The organism is Microbacterium sp., from assembly GCF_011620715.1.
In the GTDB taxonomy this organism is placed as follows: Bacteria; Actinomycetota; Actinomycetes; order Actinomycetales; family Microbacteriaceae; genus Microbacterium.
In genome coordinates this window covers 12,465-31,518 of record NZ_WOYP01000064.1, presented here as the reverse complement: position 1 = coordinate 31,518, position 19,054 = coordinate 12,465, and the positions used below count along the sequence as shown (strand labels likewise).

General features: G+C 68.2%; 21 protein-coding genes and 1 tRNA gene. 14 read left to right on the top strand and 8 right to left on the bottom strand.

Annotation, left to right across the window (positions count from 1 at the left end; translation table 11 throughout):
* Positions 1 to 9: 9 nt before the first annotated feature.
* From QZV84_RS06000 to QZV84_RS05980, 5 genes are read left to right on the top strand one after another with little or no spacing between them, the layout of a single operon-like run.
* Positions 10 to 1,311, top strand: a complete 1,302-nt coding sequence (locus tag QZV84_RS06000) for a glutamine synthetase family protein (protein ID WP_292826822.1) — start codon at positions 10 to 12, stop codon at positions 1,309 to 1,311.
* The gene (locus QZV84_RS05995) at positions 1,292 to 2,062 is read left to right on the top strand and encodes a gamma-glutamyl-gamma-aminobutyrate hydrolase family protein (RefSeq protein WP_292826813.1); all 771 of its coding nucleotides are present in this window, start codon (positions 1,292 to 1,294) and stop codon (positions 2,060 to 2,062) included. Before QZV84_RS06000 ends, QZV84_RS05995 begins: the two co-directional genes overlap by 20 nt.
* A complete protein-coding gene (locus QZV84_RS05990) occupies positions 2,059 to 3,423 on the top strand; it encodes an aldehyde dehydrogenase family protein (RefSeq protein ID WP_292826810.1) in 1,365 nt (454 codons plus the stop codon). Before QZV84_RS05995 ends, QZV84_RS05990 begins: the two co-directional genes overlap by 4 nt.
* Positions 3,424 to 3,481: 58 nt before the next feature.
* Positions 3,482 to 4,261, top strand: a complete 780-nt coding sequence (locus QZV84_RS05985; protein WP_292826807.1) for a 3-oxoacyl-ACP reductase — start codon at positions 3,482 to 3,484, stop codon at positions 4,259 to 4,261.
* 13 nt (positions 4,262 to 4,274) lie between these two features.
* Positions 4,275 to 4,991, top strand: coding sequence for a GntR family transcriptional regulator (locus QZV84_RS05980; RefSeq protein WP_292826804.1), 717 nt, complete (start codon positions 4,275 to 4,277; stop codon positions 4,989 to 4,991).
* A 216-nt stretch (positions 4,992 to 5,207) separates the two neighbouring features.
* Here QZV84_RS05980 and radA read toward each other — a convergent pair whose 3' ends face one another.
* Positions 5,208 to 6,572, bottom strand: a complete 1,365-nt coding sequence (gene radA, locus QZV84_RS05975; RefSeq protein ID WP_292826801.1) for a DNA repair protein RadA — start codon at positions 6,570 to 6,572, stop codon at positions 5,208 to 5,210.
* An 87-nt stretch (positions 6,573 to 6,659) separates the two neighbouring features.
* On the opposite strand from radA, the gene QZV84_RS05970 reads away from it, so the two are divergent.
* Positions 6,660 to 7,169, top strand: coding sequence for an SRPBCC domain-containing protein (locus QZV84_RS05970; protein ID WP_292826798.1), 510 nt, complete (start codon positions 6,660 to 6,662; stop codon positions 7,167 to 7,169).
* Positions 7,170 to 7,213: 44 nt separating this feature from the next.
* Here QZV84_RS05970 and QZV84_RS05965 read toward each other — a convergent pair whose 3' ends face one another.
* Both QZV84_RS05965 and QZV84_RS05960 read right to left on the bottom strand, forming a co-directional pair.
* Complete coding sequence (locus tag QZV84_RS05965; RefSeq protein WP_292826795.1) at positions 7,214 to 8,164, bottom strand: L-lactate dehydrogenase; 951 nt, start codon at positions 8,162 to 8,164, stop codon at positions 7,214 to 7,216.
* A 61-nt stretch (positions 8,165 to 8,225) separates the two neighbouring features.
* Positions 8,226 to 9,611: an MFS transporter gene (locus QZV84_RS05960; protein WP_292826819.1), complete on the bottom strand. Its 1,386-nt coding sequence runs from the start codon at positions 9,609 to 9,611 to the stop codon at positions 8,226 to 8,228.
* Positions 9,612 to 9,738: 127 nt separating this feature from the next.
* On the opposite strand from QZV84_RS05960, the gene QZV84_RS05955 reads away from it, so the two are divergent.
* Both QZV84_RS05955 and QZV84_RS05950 read left to right on the top strand, forming a co-directional pair.
* Entirely contained in the window at positions 9,739 to 10,596 is an 858-nt protein-coding gene (locus QZV84_RS05955; protein WP_292826792.1) for an LLM class F420-dependent oxidoreductase, read from the top strand.
* Positions 10,597 to 10,665: 69 nt separating this feature from the next.
* A tRNA-Ser gene (locus tag QZV84_RS05950) sits at positions 10,666 to 10,756 on the top strand.
* 50 nt (positions 10,757 to 10,806) lie between these two features.
* On the opposite strand, the gene QZV84_RS05945 is transcribed toward QZV84_RS05950, so the two are convergent.
* Together QZV84_RS05945 and QZV84_RS05940 are read right to left on the bottom strand one after the other, a co-directional pair.
* Positions 10,807 to 11,928, bottom strand: coding sequence for a tyrosine-type recombinase/integrase (locus tag QZV84_RS05945; protein WP_292826789.1), 1,122 nt, complete (start codon positions 11,926 to 11,928; stop codon positions 10,807 to 10,809).
* Positions 11,921 to 12,499, bottom strand: coding sequence for a hypothetical protein (locus QZV84_RS05940; RefSeq protein ID WP_292826786.1), 579 nt, complete (start codon positions 12,497 to 12,499; stop codon positions 11,921 to 11,923). Before QZV84_RS05940 ends, QZV84_RS05945 begins: the two co-directional genes overlap by 8 nt.
* A 127-nt stretch (positions 12,500 to 12,626) precedes the next feature.
* Here QZV84_RS05940 and QZV84_RS05935 point away from each other — a divergent pair, with 127 nt between their 5' ends.
* The 5 genes from QZV84_RS05935 to QZV84_RS05915 are packed head-to-tail and all read left to right on the top strand — an operon-like array spanning position 12,627 to position 15,287.
* Positions 12,627 to 12,857 carry a helix-turn-helix domain-containing protein gene (locus QZV84_RS05935; RefSeq protein ID WP_292826783.1) on the top strand — a complete coding sequence of 77 codons (231 nt, stop codon included), beginning with the start codon at positions 12,627 to 12,629 and terminating at the stop codon, positions 12,855 to 12,857.
* Positions 12,847 to 13,548: a ParA family protein gene (locus QZV84_RS05930; RefSeq protein WP_363331887.1), complete on the top strand. Its 702-nt coding sequence runs from the start codon at positions 12,847 to 12,849 to the stop codon at positions 13,546 to 13,548. Before QZV84_RS05935 ends, QZV84_RS05930 begins: the two co-directional genes overlap by 11 nt.
* A complete protein-coding gene (locus QZV84_RS05925) occupies positions 13,545 to 14,114 on the top strand; it encodes a hypothetical protein (RefSeq protein WP_292826780.1) in 570 nt (189 codons plus the stop codon). The genes QZV84_RS05930 and QZV84_RS05925 overlap by 4 nt, the downstream gene beginning before the upstream one ends.
* Positions 14,107 to 15,000 (top strand): hypothetical protein, encoded by an 894-nt coding sequence (locus QZV84_RS05920; RefSeq protein WP_292826777.1) that lies wholly within the window; start codon positions 14,107 to 14,109, stop codon positions 14,998 to 15,000. Before QZV84_RS05925 ends, QZV84_RS05920 begins: the two co-directional genes overlap by 8 nt.
* Complete coding sequence (locus QZV84_RS05915) at positions 14,997 to 15,287, top strand: hypothetical protein (protein ID WP_292826774.1); 291 nt, start codon at positions 14,997 to 14,999, stop codon at positions 15,285 to 15,287. Before QZV84_RS05920 ends, QZV84_RS05915 begins: the two co-directional genes overlap by 4 nt.
* A gap of 263 nt (positions 15,288 to 15,550) precedes the next feature.
* Here the strand turns inward: QZV84_RS05915 and QZV84_RS05910 are convergent, their stop codons facing one another.
* The 3 genes from QZV84_RS05910 to QZV84_RS05900 all read right to left on the bottom strand — a co-directional run bounded on the left by QZV84_RS05910 (position 15,551) and on the right by QZV84_RS05900 (position 17,923).
* Positions 15,551 to 16,150: a recombinase family protein gene (locus QZV84_RS05910; protein ID WP_292826771.1), complete on the bottom strand. Its 600-nt coding sequence runs from the start codon at positions 16,148 to 16,150 to the stop codon at positions 15,551 to 15,553.
* Positions 16,147 to 17,157 carry a zeta toxin family protein gene (locus tag QZV84_RS05905; RefSeq protein ID WP_292826768.1) on the bottom strand — a complete coding sequence of 337 codons (1,011 nt, stop codon included), beginning with the start codon at positions 17,155 to 17,157 and terminating at the stop codon, positions 16,147 to 16,149. The genes QZV84_RS05910 and QZV84_RS05905 overlap by 4 nt, the downstream gene beginning before the upstream one ends.
* A 325-nt stretch (positions 17,158 to 17,482) precedes the next feature.
* The gene (locus tag QZV84_RS05900) at positions 17,483 to 17,923 is read right to left on the bottom strand and encodes a hypothetical protein (protein ID WP_292826765.1); all 441 of its coding nucleotides are present in this window, start codon (positions 17,921 to 17,923) and stop codon (positions 17,483 to 17,485) included.
* A gap of 375 nt (positions 17,924 to 18,298) precedes the next feature.
* Here QZV84_RS05900 and QZV84_RS05895 point away from each other — a divergent pair, with 375 nt between their 5' ends.
* Positions 18,299 to 18,931 carry a vWA domain-containing protein gene (locus QZV84_RS05895; RefSeq protein ID WP_292826762.1) on the top strand — a complete coding sequence of 211 codons (633 nt, stop codon included), beginning with the start codon at positions 18,299 to 18,301 and terminating at the stop codon, positions 18,929 to 18,931.
* The last annotated feature ends 123 nt before the right edge of the window (positions 18,932 to 19,054 follow it).

Here is a 19,054-nt window from a genome sequence, read left to right as displayed (position 1 = left end):
GCCGACGAGATCGACACCGTGATCGTGGCCTTCGCCGACGCGCAGGGGCGACTGGTCGGCAAGCGCGTCTCGGCGCGGCTGTTCCAGGAGGAGGTTCTGCCCCACGGCGCGGAGGCCTGCAACTACCTGCTCTCGGTCGACGTCGACATGAACACGGTCGACGGCTACGCCATGTCCAGCTGGGAGAAGGGGTACGGCGACATGATGCTGATCTCCGACCCCGACACCCTGCGCCGCATCCCTTGGATGCCGGGCACGGCGCTCGTGATGGCCGACCTCGGGTGGGAGGGCGGCGCGCCGGTCGAGCAGTCGCCCCGCGCGATCCTGAAGCGTCAGCGCGACCGGCTCGCCGAGCGCGGGCTGACGGCGTACGCGGGCACCGAGCTCGAGTTCATCGTCTTCGACGACACCTATCGGGATGCCTGGGCCAAGGGTTACCGCGACCTCAAGCCGGCCACCGACTACAACGTCGACTACGACCTGCTCGCCTCGGGGCGGCTGGAGCCGCTGCTGCGGGACATCCGCCGCGGAATGGACGGCGCCGGTATGTACTGCGAGGGCGTCAAGGGCGAGTGCAACCTCGGTCAGCAGGAGATCGCGTTCCGCTACGCGGAAGTGCTCGAGACGGCCGACCAGCACGCGATCTACAAGGCCGGGGCGAAGGAGATCGCCGAGAAGCACGGCAAGTCGCTCACGTTCATGGCGAAGTTCAACGAGCGTGAGGGCAACAGCTGCCACATCCACCTGTCGGTCCGTGGCAAGGACGGCACACCGGTGATGGCCGGCGACGGCGCCCACGGCTTCAGCCCGTTCATGGAGCACTGGATCGCCGGCATCCTGGCGACCCTCCGTGAGTTCACCCTGCTCTATGCGCCCACGATCAACTCGTACAAGCGCTACCAGATGGGCACCTTCGCGCCCACCGGCGTCGCGTGGGGACTCGACAACCGCACGTGCGCGCTGCGCGTGATCGGCCGCGGCCAGTCGCTGCGCCCCGAGAACCGGGTGCCGGGCGGCGATGTGAACCCGTATCTGGCAATCTCGGCGATCATCGCCGGGGGCCTGTACGGCGTCGAGAACGAGCTGCCGATGCCCGAACCGCTCGCCGGCAACGCCTACTCGTCGGGGGTCGACCACCTGCCCACGACGCTGCGCGACGCGGCGCAGCTGTTCGAGGAGTCGGCGATCGCCCGGGCCGCGTTCGGCGGCGACATGGTCGAGCACTACCTCAACCAGGCGCGGATCGAGGTCGAGGCCTACGACGCCGCCGTGACGGACTGGGAGCGCATCCGTGGTTTCGAACGGCTCTGAGGCCGCGCGCCGGACCCCGGTCGTGGGACTCACGACCTACCTGGAACAGGCCAAGCAGGGGGTGTGGGACGTGCGTGCCGCGTTCCTGCCGCAGGAGTACTTCGACGCGGTCACGGCGTCGGGCGGCGTTGCGGTGCTGCTGCCGCCACAGCCGAATCCCGAGGCTGCGGCATCCGCTGTGCTCGACGGGCTCGACGGGCTCATCTTCACCGGAGGCCTCGACGTGCAGCCCGAGCTCTACGGCGCCGAGCGGCACCCGCTCACCGACCCGCCGCGCGCGGATCGCGACGCGTGGGAGCTCGCGCTGCTGCGCGGGGCGGAAGTGCGGCGGATGCCGGTCCTCGCGATCTGCCGCGGGCTGCAGCTCGTGAACGTGGCACGGGGGGGCACCCTGCATCAGCACCTGCCCGAAGTGCTCGGCACCGAGCGCTTCCGCGTGGGCGGGGGAGTGTTCGCCTCGAACACCGTGCACATCGACGAGGGCACGGCGCTCGCCGCGATCATCGGGCAGCCGCAGCTCGACGTGCACAGCTATCACCACCAGGGCGTGGACCGCCTCGGTGACGGACTCGTGGCCACCGCGCACACCGACGACGGCCTCGTGCAGGCGTTCGAGTCGACCGGCGAGGGCTACCTCGTCGGGGTGCAGTGGCATCCCGAGCACGATGTCGAAGACCGCCGGCTGTTCGCCGGCCTGGTCGACGCCGCCGCGGAGTACTCCGCGCGGACGAGAGTGAGGGAGAACGCGTGAGCAGCTTCACCGTCATCAACCCGGCCACGGCCGCCCCGATCCGTGAGGTGTCCCGCGCGAGCGTCGCCGAAGTGGATGCCGCGATCGCCCGCGCCGTGACGGCGCAGCGATCGTGGGCGGCACTTGCCCCGCTCGCCCGGGCCGACGCGCTGCGCGCGTTCGCCCGCGTCGTGGAGTCGCACGCCGAAGAGCTGGCACTGCTCGAGGTGCTCAACTCGGGGCACCCGATCGGCTCCGCCCGATGGGAGGCCTCGCACGTCGGGCAGGTGCTGAACTACTACGCGGGCTCGCCCGAGCGGCTGGCCGGCCAGCAGATCCCGGTTGCCGGCGGCATCGACGTCACCTTCCACGAACCGTACGGAGTCGTCGGCATCATCGTGCCGTGGAACTTTCCGATGACGATCGCCGCGTGGGGGTTCGCGCCCGCGCTCGCCGCCGGGAACGCCGTGGTCCTGAAGCCGGCGGAGCTGACTCCGCTGACGGCGATGCGCCTCGGCGAGCTCGCTCTCGAGGCGGGCCTGCCCGAGGGCCTGTTCGAAGTCGTCACCGGCTCCGGCTCCGTCGTCGGGCAGCGGTTCGTGTCGCATCGGGATGTGCGCAAGGTCGTCTTCACCGGCTCTACCGAAGTAGGCACCGACGTCGCCGCCGGCTGTGCCCGCGCCCTCAAGCCCGTGACGCTGGAGCTCGGCGGCAAGAGCGCGAACGTGATCTTCGCGGATGCCGACCTTCACCGTGCCGCAGCCTCCGCACCGGGTGCCGTGTTCGACAACGCGGGCCAGGACTGCTGCGCACGCAGCCGCATCCTGGTGCAGCGGTCGGTGTTCGACACCTTCCTCGAGCTGCTCGAGCCCGCCGTGGCCGACTGGCGCGTCGGCGACCCGCACGACGAGGCCACCGAGATGGGTCCGCTGATCTCGGCGGCGCACCGCGACACGGTGACCCCGTTCGTCAAGCACTCGCGGGTGGCGTTCCGCGGGTCGGCACCGAGCGGACCGGGGTTCTGGTTCGCGCCCGCAGTCGTGCTGCCCGATTCGCCGCAGGACCGCGTCGCCCAGCACGAGATCTTCGGCCCCGTCGTCGCCGTACTGCCGTTCGAGGACGAAGCCGACGCGATCCGCCTGGCCAACGACACCATCTACGGCCTGGCCGGATCCATCTGGACCGAGAACCTCGGCCGCGCAGTGCGCGTCGCACGGGCCGTCAAGAGCGGAGTGCTGTCGGTCAACTCGCACTCGTCGGTGCGATACACGACGCCGTTCGGCGGGATGAAGGCCTCCGGACTCGGCCGGGAACTCGGGCCCGATGCGGCCGAGCACTTCACCGAGACGAAGAACGTCTTCTTCGCGACGGATTCGCCGTGAGCGGCATCCGCCCGTCTGTTCCTGCCCACCATCCGATCGCCCACAGGGAGCCCCCGCAATGACCGTCGATCTCACCCAGAGACTCAAGGACCGTGTGGCCATCATCACCGGCGGCGCGAGCGGGATCGGCCTCGCGACCGCACGCCGGTTCGCGGCCGAGGGCGCGTTCGTCGTGATCGCCGACTTCGACCCGGCAGGCGGCGAGGCGGCGGCATCCGAAGTCGGCGGAGTGTTCCGGCGCCTCGATGTCGCCGACGAGGCTTTGGTGAACGAGGTGTTCGACGGGGTCGCAGCCGAGTACGGGCGCATCGACATCGCGTTCAACAACGCCGGGATCTCGCCCGCCGACGACGACTCGATCGAGACGACCGAGCTGCCGGCATGGGATCGCGTGCAGGACGTCAACCTCAAGGGCGTGTACCTCTGCTCGCGCGCAGCCCTGCGGCACATGGTGCCGGCGGGCAAGGGGTCGATCATCAACACCGCGTCGTTCGTCGCGCTGCTCGGCTCGGCGACGTCGCAGATCAGCTACACCGCTTCGAAGGGCGGGGTGCTCGCTCTCACGCGGGAGCTGGGCGTGCAGTTCGCCCGGCAGGGCATCCGCGTGAATGCGCTGTGTCCGGGCCCGGTGAACACGCCCCTGTTGCAGGAGCTGTTCGCGAAGGATCCCGAGCGCGCGCAGCGCCGTCTCGTGCACGTGCCGATGGGGCGCTTCGCCGAGCCCGAAGAGCTGGCCGCATCGGTGGCGTTCCTGGCCTCGGACGACGCGTCCTTCATCACCGCGACCGCCTTCGTCGTCGACGGCGGCATCACCAACGCGTACGTCACCCCGCTCTGAGGCGCGGAACCGCATGACCGATGTGCCGCTGCGGGAGGTGCGCCGGGTCGTCTACCGGCCCCTGCGCGAAGGCAACGCCCTCGAAGACACCGTCGCGCGCCTTGTGCAGACCATCCGGCTCGGCGTGGTCGCGCCGGGGGAGTCGCTGCCGCCCGAGCGCGAGCTCGCGGCGCGGTACGGGGTGAGCCGGGACACGGTGCGCGAGGCGATCCGCGAGCTCGCCGACACCGGTTTCCTCGTGCGCCGCCGCGGTCGGTACGGCGGCACGTTCGTCGCCGACCCGCTGCCGCAGCCGCCGCACCCCGGGGTCGTGCCGCTCGACGAGCTCGACGATGTGCTGGGCCTGCGCCGCGTGATCGAGGCCGGCGCGTCGCGCGCCGCCGCGGGGCGCACGCTGAGCCCCGAAGCCCGCGCCGACCTGTGGTCGCGGCATGAGGCCGCCTCGTCGGCCGACGCCGCGGATTACCGCCGCCTCGACACCCTCCTGCACCTGGCGATCGCCGAGGCGGCCGGCATCCCGTCGCTCGTCGAGATCGCGGCCGAGAATCGCGCGCGGGTCAACGCGTGGTTCGACACCTTCCCCCTGCTGCCGCGAAACATCGAGCACTCGAACGCCCAGCACGAGCGCATGGTCTCGGCGATCCTGGCAGGCCGGGCGGATGCCGCCGAGGCGGCGACCCTGGAGCACCTCGCCGGGTCGGAGGCCCTGCTGCGCGGCTTCCTCGCCTGAGCGATGACGCGGGAAGACGCGACATCGCGCGGCGAGCACTCGACATCGGCCCGCGCATTTGGCACACTCGCCGCATGGAGTTCCTGATGGTGGGTCTGGTCTGTGCGGCGGGACTCGTGATCCCGATCCTGCTCGGCATGAGCGACAGCCGGTACCGCCGCACCCATCGCGAGCGCTGAGCCGCTTCAGCCGGACCGCCCGAGCCGACCCGACCGATCAGAACTCGGGAACGTCCTCACCCGGAGTGCCCTTCGAGCGCATCCGCACGTGCTCAAGCGCCCCGCGCACGGTGAGGGAGCGGTTGTCGATGAGGTCGGTGTATCCGAGCCGGGCGGCCTCGCTGCGCCGCTGCGCGGCCTGAGTGACCGGGCGCACCTCGCCCGCGAGACTCAGTTCGCCGATCGCGGCCAGCTGCTTGGGTGTCGACTCGTCGCGCACGGAGCCGGCGACGGCGATCGCGATCGCGAGGTCGGCGGCTGGTTCGGTGAAGCGCACCCCGCCGACCGTGGAGACGTAGACATCGAGGTTGGAGGTCTTGATGTCGGCCCGCTTCTCGAGCACGGCCAGCACCATCGCCACGCGCGCCGCGTCGACGCCGTTGACGATGCGGCGCGGGTTCGGCGCGCTCGAGGCGATGGTGAGCGCCTGCACCTCGACCGGCATCGCCCGCCGGCCCTCGAGGGCGATCGCGACGCAGGTGCCGGGCTCGGGGATGCCGTGCCCGAGGAAGAGCGCGCTCGGGTCGGGGACCTCGGCGATGCCGGCCCCGGTCATGTCGAAGCAGCCGACCTCGTCGGTGGGGCCGAAGCGGTTCTTCAACGCTCGGACGAAGCGCAGCGACGTCTGCCGGTCGCCCTCGAACTGGCACACCACGTCGACGAGGTGCTCGAGGATGCGCGGCCCGGCGATGGATCCGTCCTTGGTGACGTGACCGACGATGATGACCGGCAGCCCCCGCTCCTTCGCGATGCGGATGAGCGTCGAGGCGACCTCGCGCACCTGGCTCGGATGCCCTGCCATGCCCTCGGACAGTGACGACGACACGGTCTGCACCGAGTCGACGATGAGCAGCTCGGGCCGCACTTCGTCGACGTGCCCCAGGATCGTGGCGAGGTCGGTCTCGGCCGCGATGAACAGCTCGTCGTGCAACGCCCCGGTGCGCTCGGCGCGCAGGCGCACCTGCGCGGTCGACTCCTCCGCGCTGGCGTAGAGCACGCGTCTGCCGGCGCGAGCGCTCTGGGCGGCGACTTCGAGCAGAAGCGTCGACTTGCCCACCCCCGGCTCGCCCGACAGCAGGATGGCGGCGCCGGGCACGATGCCGCCGCCGAGCACCCGGTCGAACTCGCCGACACCGGTGGTGCGCCGCGGGGCATCGCGCGTGTCGATCGCTGTGATGGGTCGAGCGGCTCGGCCGTGAGACGGGGAGACAGCCGTGACCGACCGGTTGATGCCCGTCTGCTCGGCCGCCTCTACCACGGTGCCCCACTGCTGGCACTCGCCGCAGCGGCCGACCCACTTCAGTGCCGTCCAGCCGCACTCGGTGCACCGGTACGGCGCGGATGTCGTGCGTCGGGTCGCCATGGCTCCAGGGTAGGCGCGGCCAGTGACAGCCGGATGCCGCACCCGCGGCATTCGCGCCAGCCCTGCTCGTGGCCATAGGGTGATTCCATGCGCGTCGACTCCGCCCACCGCCATATCGCAGCCCTCCCCGAGGAGGTGTTCCGCGCATTCCAGGAGCCTCAGCTGCTGGCCGCCTGGCTGCCTCCCGAGGGCATGCACGCTCACCTCGAGCACTTCGATCTGAGGGCCGGCGGCGGGTTCAGCACTGTGCTCACCTACGAGACCCACGACGCCCCGGGGAAGTACTCGGCGCACAGCGATGCCGCCGACACGAAGATCGTGTCGATGGAGCCGCCGCGGCGCGTCGTGTGGGCGGTGCAGTTCCCGTCCGAGGACCCGGCCTTCGCGGGCACGATGTTCATGGAGTGGACCTTCGAGTCAGTGATGTCGGCCGATCCCGACCAGACGCCCGGCTCGCAGGTGCACGCAGAGGTGGGCACCGAGGTAACCGTTCAGGCGAAGGACGTCCCCCACGGGATCGATCCGGGCGAGCACGCCGCCGGGCTGGCATCGTCGCTCGCCAAGCTGGCCGCGCTCTTCGAGCACCGCCACGCCTGAGACCCGCGATCCGCTCGAGCGCTTCGATCAGCGCGCACGCCAGATCAGCGCAGCGACGTCACCACCTCGCGCAATGCATCGGCCGAACGGCGAAGCAGCGCGAGCTCGTTCGGCGAGAACGGCGCTTCACGGATCGGCTTCGCGCCGGACGCGCTGACCACTGAGGGAACCGAGAGGGCGACTCCGTTGATGCCGTGGTAGTCGTGCAGCACCGTGCTGACCGGCATCACCGCGTGCTCGTCGCCGAGGATCGCCTCGACGATCCGCGCGCTCGAGAGCCCGATCGCGTAGTTCGTCGCGCCCTTGCCCTGAATGACCTTGTAGGCGGCGTCCCGCACGTCGACGGCGATCGCGTCCAGTTCGTCCGCGCTCATGCGCGGGTGGCCATCGCTCTCCCACTCGAGGATCGGGACCGTGCCGATCGTCGCCTTCGACCACAGCGGGAACTCGGTGTCGCCGTGCTCGCCCACGATGTAGGCGTGGACGCTCGACGTCGAGACCCCGGCGCGCTGGCCGAGCTTCCAGCGCAGGCGAGAGGTGTCCAGCACAGTGCCCGAGGCGAAGATCCGCTCAGGCGGAAGGCCGGTCTGCTCCTGGCCGAGCACCGTGAGCACGTCGCACGGGTTGGTCACGATGACGTAGACCGCGTTCGGGGCGACCTCGAGCAGCTGCGGCATCATCGACTTGACGATGCCGGCATTCACGGTCGCGAGCTCGATGCGCGACTGCCCCGGTTTCTGCTTCGCCCCGGCAGTGATCACGACCACGTGCGACCCCTCGACCACCGAGATGTCGCTGCCGCCGATGATGTCGCTCGAACCGGTGAACTGCGTGCCGTGCGCGAGGTCGAGCACCTCGGCTTCGACCTTCGCGGTGGCGATGTCGTAGAGCGCGACATGCCGCGCCGAAGCGCGGATCAGCGCCGCATAGGCAGTGCTCGCACCGACGCTGCCGGCCCCGACGACGGTGAGTTTCGAGTTCTCGATGACGGACATGCGATCAGTGTGGCAGGGCTTCGGCTGTGGCAGGGCTTCGGCTGTAGCAGGGCCGCGGCGCTCAGTCCGCCGGATCGGCCCGGGCCGCGGCATCCAGCGTCTCCCGCGTCGGATTGCGGATGCCGAAGAACGACACGATCCCGGCCGCCGCCATCAGCACGGCGGTCACGATCGCCGCACGGTGGAAGCCGTCCAGGTCGAGCGCGCCGCCGACGATCGCCCCGAGCGCGGCGATCGCGATCAGGCCTGCGACGCGCGAGACCGCGTTGTTGACCGCTGATGCGATCCCCGAGCGGGCGGGCTCGATGGCGCCGAGGATCGCGCTCGTCAGGGGCGAGACGGTGACCGCCAGGCCCAGCCCCAGGATGATCATCGACGGGAGCACCTGGGTCCAGTACGAGAAGTCCTCGCTCACGGTGAGCAGCAGAAGCGCTCCGACGGCCATCAGCAACGGGCCGATCGTCATGAACAGGCGTGGACCCCACCGGCCGGCGAGGGTGCCCATCCGCGCGCTGAGCAGCACCATCAGCACGGTGACCGGGATGCTGGCCAGGCCCGCGAGGGTCGCCGGCAGGCCGGCGCCGCTCTGCAGGTAGACGACCACGACGAACCCGTTGAGGGCGAGAGCCCCGTATGCGAACGCCGTGGCGACATTGCCGTACGAGAAATTGCGCACGCGGAACATGTCCAGCGGCAGGATCGGCTGCGGTGCGCGGCGCTGCCGCAGCAGGAAGAGCGCGAACATCAGGATGCCGCCGCCCAGGCTGAGCCAGATCACCGGCGACCCCCACCCCAGGCGGGGCTGCTCGATCAGCGCGAACACGGTCGCGCCGAGGCCGAGTGTGCACAGCGCGGCTCCGAGCCAATCGATCTTCGCGTCCGGTCGGCGCGTATCGCGCTCGCCGAGGCGATGCAGAAGGAAGAGAGTGACGACGATCGGCACGACATTGACCAGGAACGCGAAGCGCCATGAGAGCAGGTCGACGAAGAGGCCGCCGATCAGGGGCCCGACGATCATTGCGCCGGTCGTCATCGCGGTCCACAGCCCGATCGCGCGGCCCTGCGCAGGCCCGCGGAACGTGGAGGTGATCAGGGCGAGAGAGCTCGGCACGAGGAAGGCGCCTGCGGCACCCTGGGCCGCCCGCGCGACGACGAGGAAGAGCGGCTCGGGTGCGGCGGCGACTGCGATCGAGGCGATGCCGAACCCGATGAGCCCGATGCGCATGACCAAGATGCGGCCGAACGCATCGCTCACCGAACCGGCCACCAGAATGAGCGCGCCGAGGGTGATCAGGTACGAGTCGACCACCCACTGCTGTGTGATCAGCCCGCCGCCCAGATCCCCTTCGATCGCGGGCAGGGCGACGTTCACGATCGTGCCGTCGAGGAACGCGACGAAGGACGCGAGCACCGCGATCCAGAGTACGAGCCGCTGACGGCGGGTCATCGCCGCACTCTTGGTCTCTGCCACGGCTTCAATCTATGCCGCTGCGGCCCGGGCGGGTCGTCGGTGGCCTTAGCGTGGCTGGAGCGGGCGGATGCGGCATCCGGTCGGTGGGAACGGAGCACGGGGCATGGAATTCGGACTTCACATCGCAGACTTCACCTGGCGCACCGGCCCGAAGCAGCTGGGCCCGGCGCTCGCCGCGCACGTGCGCAACGCCGAAGCGGCCGGCATCCAGCGCATCACCGTGATGGACCATTTCTGGCAGCTGCCGGGGATCGGCCCGGTCGAGCACGAGATGCTCGAGGCCTACGCGACGCTCGGCTTCATCGTCGCGCACACCGAGAAGGCGCTGCTGCACACGCTCGTCACCGGGGTGATCTACCGCGAGCCGGCGCTGCTGGCCAAGCAGGTCACGACGCTCGATGTGCTCTCGGGCGGCCGGGTCGGGCTGGGCATCGGTGCCGCCTGGAACGAACAGGAGGCCCGGGGCCTCGGCTTCGCCTTCCCGCCCGTCGCCGAGCGGTTCCGCCGGCTCGAGGAGACGATCCAGATCTGCCTGCAGATGTGGTCCGAGTCCGAGGAACCCTATGAGGGCGCGATCTGGCAGCTCGAGCGCTCGCTGAACTCTCCGCAGAGCGTGACGCGGCCGCATCCCTACCTGTTGATCGGCGGGGGTGGCGAGAAGAAGACTCTGCGGCTGGTGGCACAGTACGCAGATGCGTGCAACCTCTCGGCGGCGGGGGAGCCTCCCGCCCGCAAGCTCGACGTCCTTCGCGGGCACTGCGATGCGGTCGGCCGAGACTACGACGACATCGAGAAGACCGCGATGATCAGGGTGGACCCGCAGTCCACCTCTGAGTCGGTGGCCGGCGTGGTCGCGGGTCTGGCGGATATGGGCTTCACCGCGACGTACGTGTTCTCAGCCGGAATCGACGCGCCGGAACGGGTCGTGGACCTGATCGCGGGCGCGGCGGCGCTCGATTGACGGATGCCGCAGCGACGGCCGACTCGTCACGATTCGCCGCCCCGACCTGCGTGACGTAAACTCGACGACGGTGACGTGTCCGAGCGGCCGAAGGTGCAACTCTCGAAAAGTTGTGTAGGGTAACCCCCTACCGTGGGTTCAAATCCCACCGTCACCGCCACCTTGGAAGCCCTCGAAACCCGCGTAATTCCGCGGATCTCGGGGGCTTTCTCATTGCTCGGAATCGTCCCGTGGCAACGGAATGGCAACAACTGAATCGGAACGGGCCTGATCGAGAGCGTCTGAGACCCGGTCGAGATCGTCGTCGAACAGGTCGGCGTAGGTGTCAAGGGTCATCGATGCGGACGCGTGGCCAAGCATCCGCTGCACTGCCTTGACGTTCGCGCCGGCGCTGATCGCGAGGCTCGCGGCGGTGTGCCGAAGGTCGTGCGGCGAGATCTTCGGGAACGAGCGATCCTCTTTGCGGGCACGCTTGACGGCGGCCGCGAACCAGCCGTCCTGCGACTGTGGCAGGCGTCGATGCAGCGGACCGTCGCCGAAGACGAGGTCGTCTGACCGCTTTCCCGCACATGCCACGCGGAGTGGTGTGACGAGGAACGAGGGGAACGGCACCGAACGCGTCTCGTTCGTCTTGGGTGAGCCGACATGCACGGTGGCATTCACGAGCACGGCGTTCTCTTCGATCAGGATGCGTCGGCGGGCGAAGTTCACGTTCTTCACGCGCAGCCCACTCATCTCGCCCCAGCGCAGACCCGTGTAGGCGAGCGTGTAGACGATGGTCGGGTAGCGGGAGGTCGCGGCGAGAGCTTCCACCTGCAGATGAGTCAGGTACGAGCGCCCGCCGCGCGACTTCTTGGGGAGTGTCATGTCCCGCGCGGCGTTGTGGGTGATGCGCCTGTCGCGCATCGCCGCATCCAAGATTCCCGCCAGCACGCCGTGCACACGGAGGACGGTCGTCGGGCTGTGTGACTTCGCGAGGGTCGACAGCCAACTCTGTACTTCCGAATGGCGGATGCCGCCGACTGCTCGATTGCCCCACTTGGGTTCGACGTGGATGCGCCAGGCGGATTCGATCGACCGGTATGTCGACGGCTTCAACACGGTCGAACGACTCTCGAGCCACTCGCCGCCGAGCCTTGCAAGCGTGACCTTCGCGTCGGTGGGGTTGACGTAGTCGCCGCGAGCCTTGGAGGTCTCGACTTGGGCGAGGTAGAGCTCGGCATCCTTCTTGGTGGTGAAGCCGCGCTTCTGACCCTGTGATCCGTCCGGTCGACGGTAGAGGGCGCGATACCGTTTGCCGGCTCGGGTTGTGTAGGCGAGGATGCTACCCACTCGCCGGTCGACCGACGTTGGACGTCATGCCGACGAGCCAGCCCGCAGCGCGGGCCTTCTGGATCCAATCCGAGGCGGTGCGCTCGGGCACTTCGAGTTCGAGGGCGATGAGCTTGACAGGTGGCAGGTCCGCGAGCGCGGCGGTTCCGTAGAGGATCTCGATGACCTGCCAGCGCTCGTCCTTCATACCTCTCTTGACGACAGCCTGGGCCATCCATGGGGGGATGATCCTCCCGTCGGCGGTGGTGAGGTCCGCGACCGTCGTCCACTTCGCGTCGGGATTGTCGTCGAGCAGCAGTGCGACGCAGTGCGGAATCGCGACCTGCAGGATCGCCTGCGGTGCTGCGTGCTTCAGCTGGTACTCGCTGAAGTCTGGGGCGATCGCGCGGTTCACGATCGTGGTGATGACGTAGCGCCCCCGCTCGGCGAGGTAGTGCGCCTCGATGGTTGTCTCGACGCCTGTCGTCTCGTCGACCGCAGTCGCGACGAAACCTGGCGCTATGCGCAGTGCGGACCCGACGGACTCTGTGGCGTCCTGCGCCGACATCGTCGTGCCGTCAAGTGTCTTCACGTCAACCTTCACCCCCTTATTTTGCCTTACCGCACATGCATTCCGCAGATTCCTCTTGACTAAGGATACGCGTTAGGAGTGTACTGCTGTCAAATGCAGAATCAGATCCGCAGAAAAAGGAGCTGCCATGACGACGACAACGGATCCGAACCCGGTCGGACTGAGCCACGTGTTCCTGAGTCCAGACGAGGTTGCAGCTGCGATTCCTGGCATCACCAAGAACACACTCGCGATGTGGCGGTACGAGGGGAAGGGTCCCCGCTACCGAAAGCTCGGCCGCGTCGTCGTCTACGCCCTCGATGAGCTCGAAGCGTGGATCGAAGACGGTGCGCGGGATGGACGCGCTCATGAGCACTGAGATCGTGGTCGGCGACGATGTACGGCACCGGATGCAAATCATCGCTGTCGCAAATCAGAAGGGCGGCGTCGGCAAGACCACAGTCACGATGCAGCTGGGTGCGGCGCTGTCGCGCCGGTATCGGGTGCTCGTGGTCGACGTGGATCGCCAGCAGTCGACGGTGTGGTGGGCCGAGAACCTGCGGGACCGGCTCCCGTTCGACTTCGCCGGCAACCAGAACCCGAAGGTGCTCACCCGGCTTCGCGAGCTGCAGGTCGACTACGACTTCGTGCTCGTCGACACACCCGGAAGCCTCGAAGACACCCCGGTGCTCGAGACGGTGCTCGACGTCGCGGACTACGTCGTGGTCCCGCTCACGCCCGAGCCGCTCGCGGTTGAGCCGACGCTGCGGACGATCCACCGGCTGATCGAACCCCGCCATCTCCGGCACTCGGTGCTGCTGAACAGGATCGACGCGCGCATCCCGTCTCAACTGGATACGTGGCAGCAGCTCCTCGACACTACGTGGGGCGTCCCGCGATTCAGCGCGTACCTCCGCCAGTACAAGACGCAGACCGACGCGCCAGCTCTTGGGGAGCTCGTGACGACTCTCCGCGACAACCGTCGCACCACCGGCACAATTGCCGACGTCACCCGAGTCGGGTTCGAGATGACGGAGCAGTTCGCCTCCTCGATGAGCGGGCGGTGGTGAGCATGGCCAAGGTCGACCTCGCCGGCAAGCTGCAAGACGCCCGCGCCCGCGTCAATGCGGAAGTGCCGGTCGAGGACGGCGGGCTGGCGAAGTTCGCACGTCTGACGCGCAAGGACGCACGGGTGCGGGCGGATCAGGATGCCGCGCTGGGAGCGCTCGCGACGACGCTGATGCGACGCCGCCGTGTCAAGTCTGAGCGGATCACCGAGAACACCCTCATCCGCGTCGCGATCGACCTGCTCATGGCGCATGCCGATGAGCTGCGCGGGTCCACCGAGGACGAACTGCGGGAGTCCGTGACAGCGGCACTCGCAGACTTCCACACTTCCGGAGTTCCGGACTCCCCCCATCACGGAGAGCCGGAGTCGCGGGGTTCCGAACTGCCGGAGTCCACCACATCCGCAGTGGCGCATCCCGACACTTCCGAAGACGGGCACAGCCGAAGCCCGAGTCCCACGGGTCGCCGCGTGGGCGACGCCGGAACCCGTCAGACTGGCTGGCTGGCGAGCGACCCGGTCGTGTCGTCTCCCGCAGGAGGCGGCGGCGCGGCGGTGTCTCGTGCCTGACGACGACGAGATTGAGCGCGAAACGGAAGACATTCGGCTGAAGATCGCGCACGCCCATGCTGCGCTCTATGACAGGGTGCGGCTGGAACGCGAAGCCCGGCGTCAGTACGCGCGGGACTACTACGCCGCACACCGCGAGGAGCAGCTCGAGTATCAACGGCAGCGACGAGACGCGCAGCGAGAAGAGGACCCCGACGGCTACCGGAAGAGAGCCAAGGAACGGACCAAGCGCTGGCGTGACAAGCACGTAGGCGAGGTCAACGCGAAGCTTCGGGCCAAGTACCAGGCCAACCCCGAGAAGCTTCGCGCACGCCGCAGGGAGTACTACGCGGAGCACGCCGAAGAGCTTCGCGGGAAGCGACGGGAGCATTACGCGAAGGCGAAGGAGGCGCGGGACGCCGCCCGGCGTGCATGGCTGGAAGACGAAGAGACGCGGCGGCGCGACGTGGGCCTGCCACCAGCCCGACTGCCTCAGACGGAAAGGGACCAGCGAGAAGCCCATGCGGCTGCAGCTGACCGCTTCTTCGTCCGTAAGTGGACAGAGGCGGAGTTGAGGGAGGCGCTCAAAAGCATCACGACACCGCCGGACGTCTGGGCGGCGTGGGTTCGCGACTGTGCAAGGGCTCGCGCGACCTATCACCTCGCCGAGCAGAAAGCAGAACTCGAGCGGCTGCAGAAGGAGCTCGGACGGGCACGCCCAGGGCCGAAGCCGAAACCCCGACCCACCGCCGAACAGCGCGCCGAAGACGCCCGTCTGGATGCGATCGGCAAACAAATCAACGATCGCCTCCGGCACCGCGAACCACCGCGCCGGCCACACCACCTAGACCCCGCCGCACCACACCCGATGCTGCAACCGAATCACACGATGGGAATGAACCGATGACCACCACCGCCAGCGAAGGACCGACCATGATCGACCGGACCTACCTCGAAGAAGCCCTGTACCGGGCAGCGATCTGCGCCTTCACCTACTACCCCGACAAGCCGAACGACGAACCCGGCTACACGATCGACGAGGACGTGACCTGGTGTGCGGCACCCCTCAGCAGGCTCCCCCAGGAGACAGCTGCAGATCTCACCGAGATGATCCGCACAGTAATCGCCGACCCCTCAACGGACCGGCGCCCCTTCATCGCAGCACTCGCCCAGCTCGCCGACGACGACCAGTGACACGCACGTTCGGTATGGCATCGGTGGAGTGCGGAGGCGTGGGGACGGCGGGCCTTTCCAGGCGGCCGATCGTAGCTCCCTCCGAGATGCTCCATTCCGGCCCTGCGGCATATCCTCCCTCGCTGGCGCTCAGTCCGGTAATCCTCGGGCTCGGCACTGCGCACCCCTCCAGTCGCTTTCGTAGCCACTTGCCAGGCAGACCGCAGAGGAGTGGTCGAGGACTGAGACCAAGAACCTGACGACGCTCAGCACTGCTTCAGGTCTCATGACGCCGATGTCTGCCCGACATGCGGTCGAGGAGGGTTCGACGTCGCCCCCAATGCCCGCTGCACAGCGTTCGCGCTCACCCCGAGAACCCGCGCGATATGCGTCACCGGTCGGCCAAGGTTCCGCAGCTCCACCGCCATCGCGACCCGTTCCGGGGTCATCACCGTCGGACGCCCCGGCCGGCGACCCTCGCCCGCCGCCGACGCCATCCCCGCCCGAGTCTGCAAGCTCACCAGCCGCCGCCGCAGCGCATCGAGCGCTGCGAAGACCTCGGCCGGGTCGACCGCGGAGCCCACACCCGCGCACAACGCCGACTCACTCAACGATAGGAACGCCACCCCCCGACCGGTGAGACAGTTCACCGTCGCCAGGAACTGCGGGACCGTGGCCGCGAGCGTCGCGGCGGTCATCACCAGCAACGTGTCACCCGGCTCGAGGAAGTCGACGCATTCCTGCAACCCCGGACGCGCACGACCTTCCGTCGAACCCTCATCAGTGAAGACCCGCACTGCCCCAGCACCTGTGAGCTGCGCGACATCCGACGCGACCCCAGCTCCGGGGGACAGCTCTCGGGAGTAGCCGACGAGCCGCGTCACCGCGAGATGCCTCCACGCTCGGGACCGACCGGTGCGACGACCGGGGCGGCGGCATCCACCAACTGCTCGCGCGGCAGCGAGCGACGCAACGCCACCAGCCGCGCCACCGTCTTCTGCTCGATCGCCGTCGCAAACTTCCCATCCGCCGGTGCATGCAACTCCGGGATCACCTCACGTAGCGCGGTCTCGTGCAGATCCACCAGCGACTCCGTAACCCCGCGCGGCAGGTCGCGCCGTGACGCTGCGAACTCCGTCACGTGATGAAGTTCGCTCAACCACTGCGTCGCATCGAACCGGCCCATCCGTGCCGACTGCGCGTCCGCGAGTGCCGCACTCGCACCGTCAAACCCACCGTCGTCGCGGTGGGCGTCGAACACCGTGCGCCCGTCACGACTCAGCACAGTTAGACGGTCGACGGATGCCGCATCCTCAAGCGCAGCGACTAGGGTGCGCGTCGCATCGAACCCACGATCATGCGCCTCACGACTCATGAAACGAGCCGGCCCTCCCGCCTGAACATTCCGCAAGTACAGCGATGTCACCGACAGCAGACTCTCCGCGCGCCGCGAAGCCACGACCACGACGCGCGTCCGGAAACCCGCTGCCGCGAACCGATCGGCCGTACCGGCCGCCACCGACGGATCCTGGAATGTACCCTCGAGCACCAGCGATCGCCGGTTCTCCCGCGAATACCGGATACAGTCGCGCACCCAACCCGCTGTCGCGCGTGCGAGCCCTTCTCGAGCCTCCGGTGTCGTCGCCGCAACGATCTCCGCGAAGCGCGGGTGGAACGCGCGAAGGTCGTCGCCGTTGACGATTGTGAGATCGGGACCACGCTCTGCCAGGAGGACGCTTGATACCCGAGACCGTCCGGCACCGGGCTGACCACCGAGCAAGACCAGAGTCGGCTCGTCGCTCGTCGAGGCACCGTCGGGAAAGTAGAGGGGCAGGATGCCGCGCCGCAGGATCTCGTCACGGGTGTCGTCGTCCAACTCCCACCCGCTCACGAGGGTGCTCCCGAGAGCTCGAGACTTCGGCTGCTGATCCGCACGGCGAGTTCGGCTACCTGTGCGCGGTCGTAAGCGTCGACAGTGAGAACAGCTCGCCGTAGCTCCGCGATCTCTACCTGCGCTTCGTCGGGCTCCAACGACCCAGCGTGCGCGGACTCGAGCAGGAGCGCGGTCAGCGTCGCCGCCGACTCCCGCATCGCGTCACACGCGACGACATCATTCACCCGCCACGCCGATGTCCCAGCCAATCCTGCCTCCTGCGACCGATGGTATCGCGGAGCGAAAAAGGGTGTGGTGACCAGTTTCGCGCACGGGCGTGCTTTCACGCCTGCGAAGTGACTTGCCCGCCCGTGACCTCGGAGACACAGAGACTTGCGAACTCCATCGCGGCCGCGTGGATCGCACTGATGTTTAGGCAACACCACTGGCTGTCGAGGGTGCCTCCGTCAACGATCCCGTCGACATATCGGCCCGGTGTGCCATCGCCAGAGATCGCACCCAGGTTCGTCGCGAAATCGAAACCCCAGGAGAGCTCTTCAGGAGGCAGATGGGCGAAGCATCCGGCGTCGACGGCCGCAGTCCACAGTTCAGGTAGAAAATGCAGCTTCGGCGCGGCAGCGACGCGACTGAGGATCGCGGCCTTCAGAGATACCTCGCAGAGGTGATGAGCGGTGAACAGGATCGGACGGCTGAGTGCACTCGGATCGTCTAAGGCGGCTGCAGTCTCCACGAGAGTCGACAGGGCGCGGAAGTATTGGTCCACAAGCGCTACCCGCTCGTCATCGAGCGAGCTTCCTGGGAGAGCCGTGCAGTGTCCGCCGCCCACGTGATCGCTCGTGTCGCTAACGCTGAACGCCAACTGATCAATCGGAGGAAGAGTCACACCGTGCCTCGTGTTCGCGTGTAGGCAGTGCAGCCCAATTTCAGGCGAGCCCGCCAGGCTAGCAGAGGCCAACACGCGAGTGATGGTGAAGTCATCCGCTCTCAAGGCGAACCTGCGGATAGACGGGACATCTCGATACCACGAGCGTGGCGATTGGCGCAGATTGCACCCGACTGGGTCGCCAATGTCGGAGGGGTGCATCAGACTGATCTACTCGCTCGATCCGGCGGGTAACTCGGCCGAAGGAGCACCCCCATGACTGATGCAAACTACACCGCGATGCTTATCGTCCTCGATCGCTCGGGTTCTATGAGCATGATCCGTGACGACATGATCGGCGGGATCGAGCAGCTGATCGCCGCGCAGGCTGGCGAGCCGGGAATGCTGACCATCGATGTCGTGACGTTCGACACTGAGATCGAGCTGACTCATCACTTCGCTGATCCGAAGTCCATCAAGGTCGAGCTGGTTCCCCGCGGCGCTACCGCGCTCTACGACGCGGTGGGGTGGTCTTTCAACGGGTTTGGTAACGCACTTGCTGAACTGCCTGAGCACGCGCGCCCGGGCACCGTGCTCGTCACCATCGTGACCGACGGTGAGGAGAACAGCTCCCGTGAGTACACCGCCGACATGGTGACCAAGATGATCGAGCACCAGCGTGAGGCGTTCGACTGGGACGTCTCTTTCCTTGGCGCCAACCAGGACGCGGTCGAACAGGCTCGCAAGATCGGCATCCAGGCCGACGACGCGATCGATTATGACCTCGGCGCAGTGGGAGCGGCGATGAGCGCGCACGCCGGCAAGCTCAGCCGGCGCCGCCAGGGCGACCGGACCGGTTACACGGCAGAGGAGCGCGGACTCGCACGCGGAGACAATTCCAGTTCCTAGTGGTGCCGAGCGACGCCACGAACGGCACAAGCGCGGTGGGTGAGGTGGTCCTGGTCCGAGGCGTGCTCTCGTCGAGGCGCCCGCTACGATCGGCTGGGGAGACGGCGAAGACGGCGGCCGCCG

Excerpts from the sequence above, each read along its gene's own strand:
- QZV84_RS05985 (WP_292826807.1), top strand. The coding sequence starts at position 3,482 with ATGACCGTCGATCTCACCCAGAGACTCAAGGACCGTGTGGCCATCATC.
- QZV84_RS05980 (WP_292826804.1), top strand. The coding sequence starts at position 4,275 with ATGACCGATGTGCCGCTGCGGGAGGTGCGCCGGGTCGTCTACCGGCCC.
- radA (WP_292826801.1), bottom strand. The coding sequence starts at position 6,572 with ATGGCGACCCGACGCACGACATCCGCGCCGTACCGGTGCACCGAGTGC.
- QZV84_RS05970 (WP_292826798.1), top strand. The coding sequence starts at position 6,660 with ATGCGCGTCGACTCCGCCCACCGCCATATCGCAGCCCTCCCCGAGGAG.
- QZV84_RS05965 (WP_292826795.1), bottom strand. The coding sequence starts at position 8,164 with ATGTCCGTCATCGAGAACTCGAAACTCACCGTCGTCGGGGCCGGCAGC.
- QZV84_RS05960 (WP_292826819.1), bottom strand. The coding sequence starts at position 9,611 with ATGACCCGCCGTCAGCGGCTCGTACTCTGGATCGCGGTGCTCGCGTCC.
- QZV84_RS05955 (WP_292826792.1), top strand. The coding sequence starts at position 9,739 with ATGGAATTCGGACTTCACATCGCAGACTTCACCTGGCGCACCGGCCCG.
- QZV84_RS05935 (WP_292826783.1), top strand. The coding sequence starts at position 12,627 with ATGACGACGACAACGGATCCGAACCCGGTCGGACTGAGCCACGTGTTC.
- QZV84_RS05930 (WP_363331887.1), top strand. The coding sequence starts at position 12,847 with ATGAGCACTGAGATCGTGGTCGGCGACGATGTACGGCACCGGATGCAA.
- QZV84_RS05915 (WP_292826774.1), top strand. The coding sequence starts at position 14,997 with ATGACCACCACCGCCAGCGAAGGACCGACCATGATCGACCGGACCTAC.
- QZV84_RS05895 (WP_292826762.1), top strand. The coding sequence starts at position 18,299 with ATGACTGATGCAAACTACACCGCGATGCTTATCGTCCTCGATCGCTCG.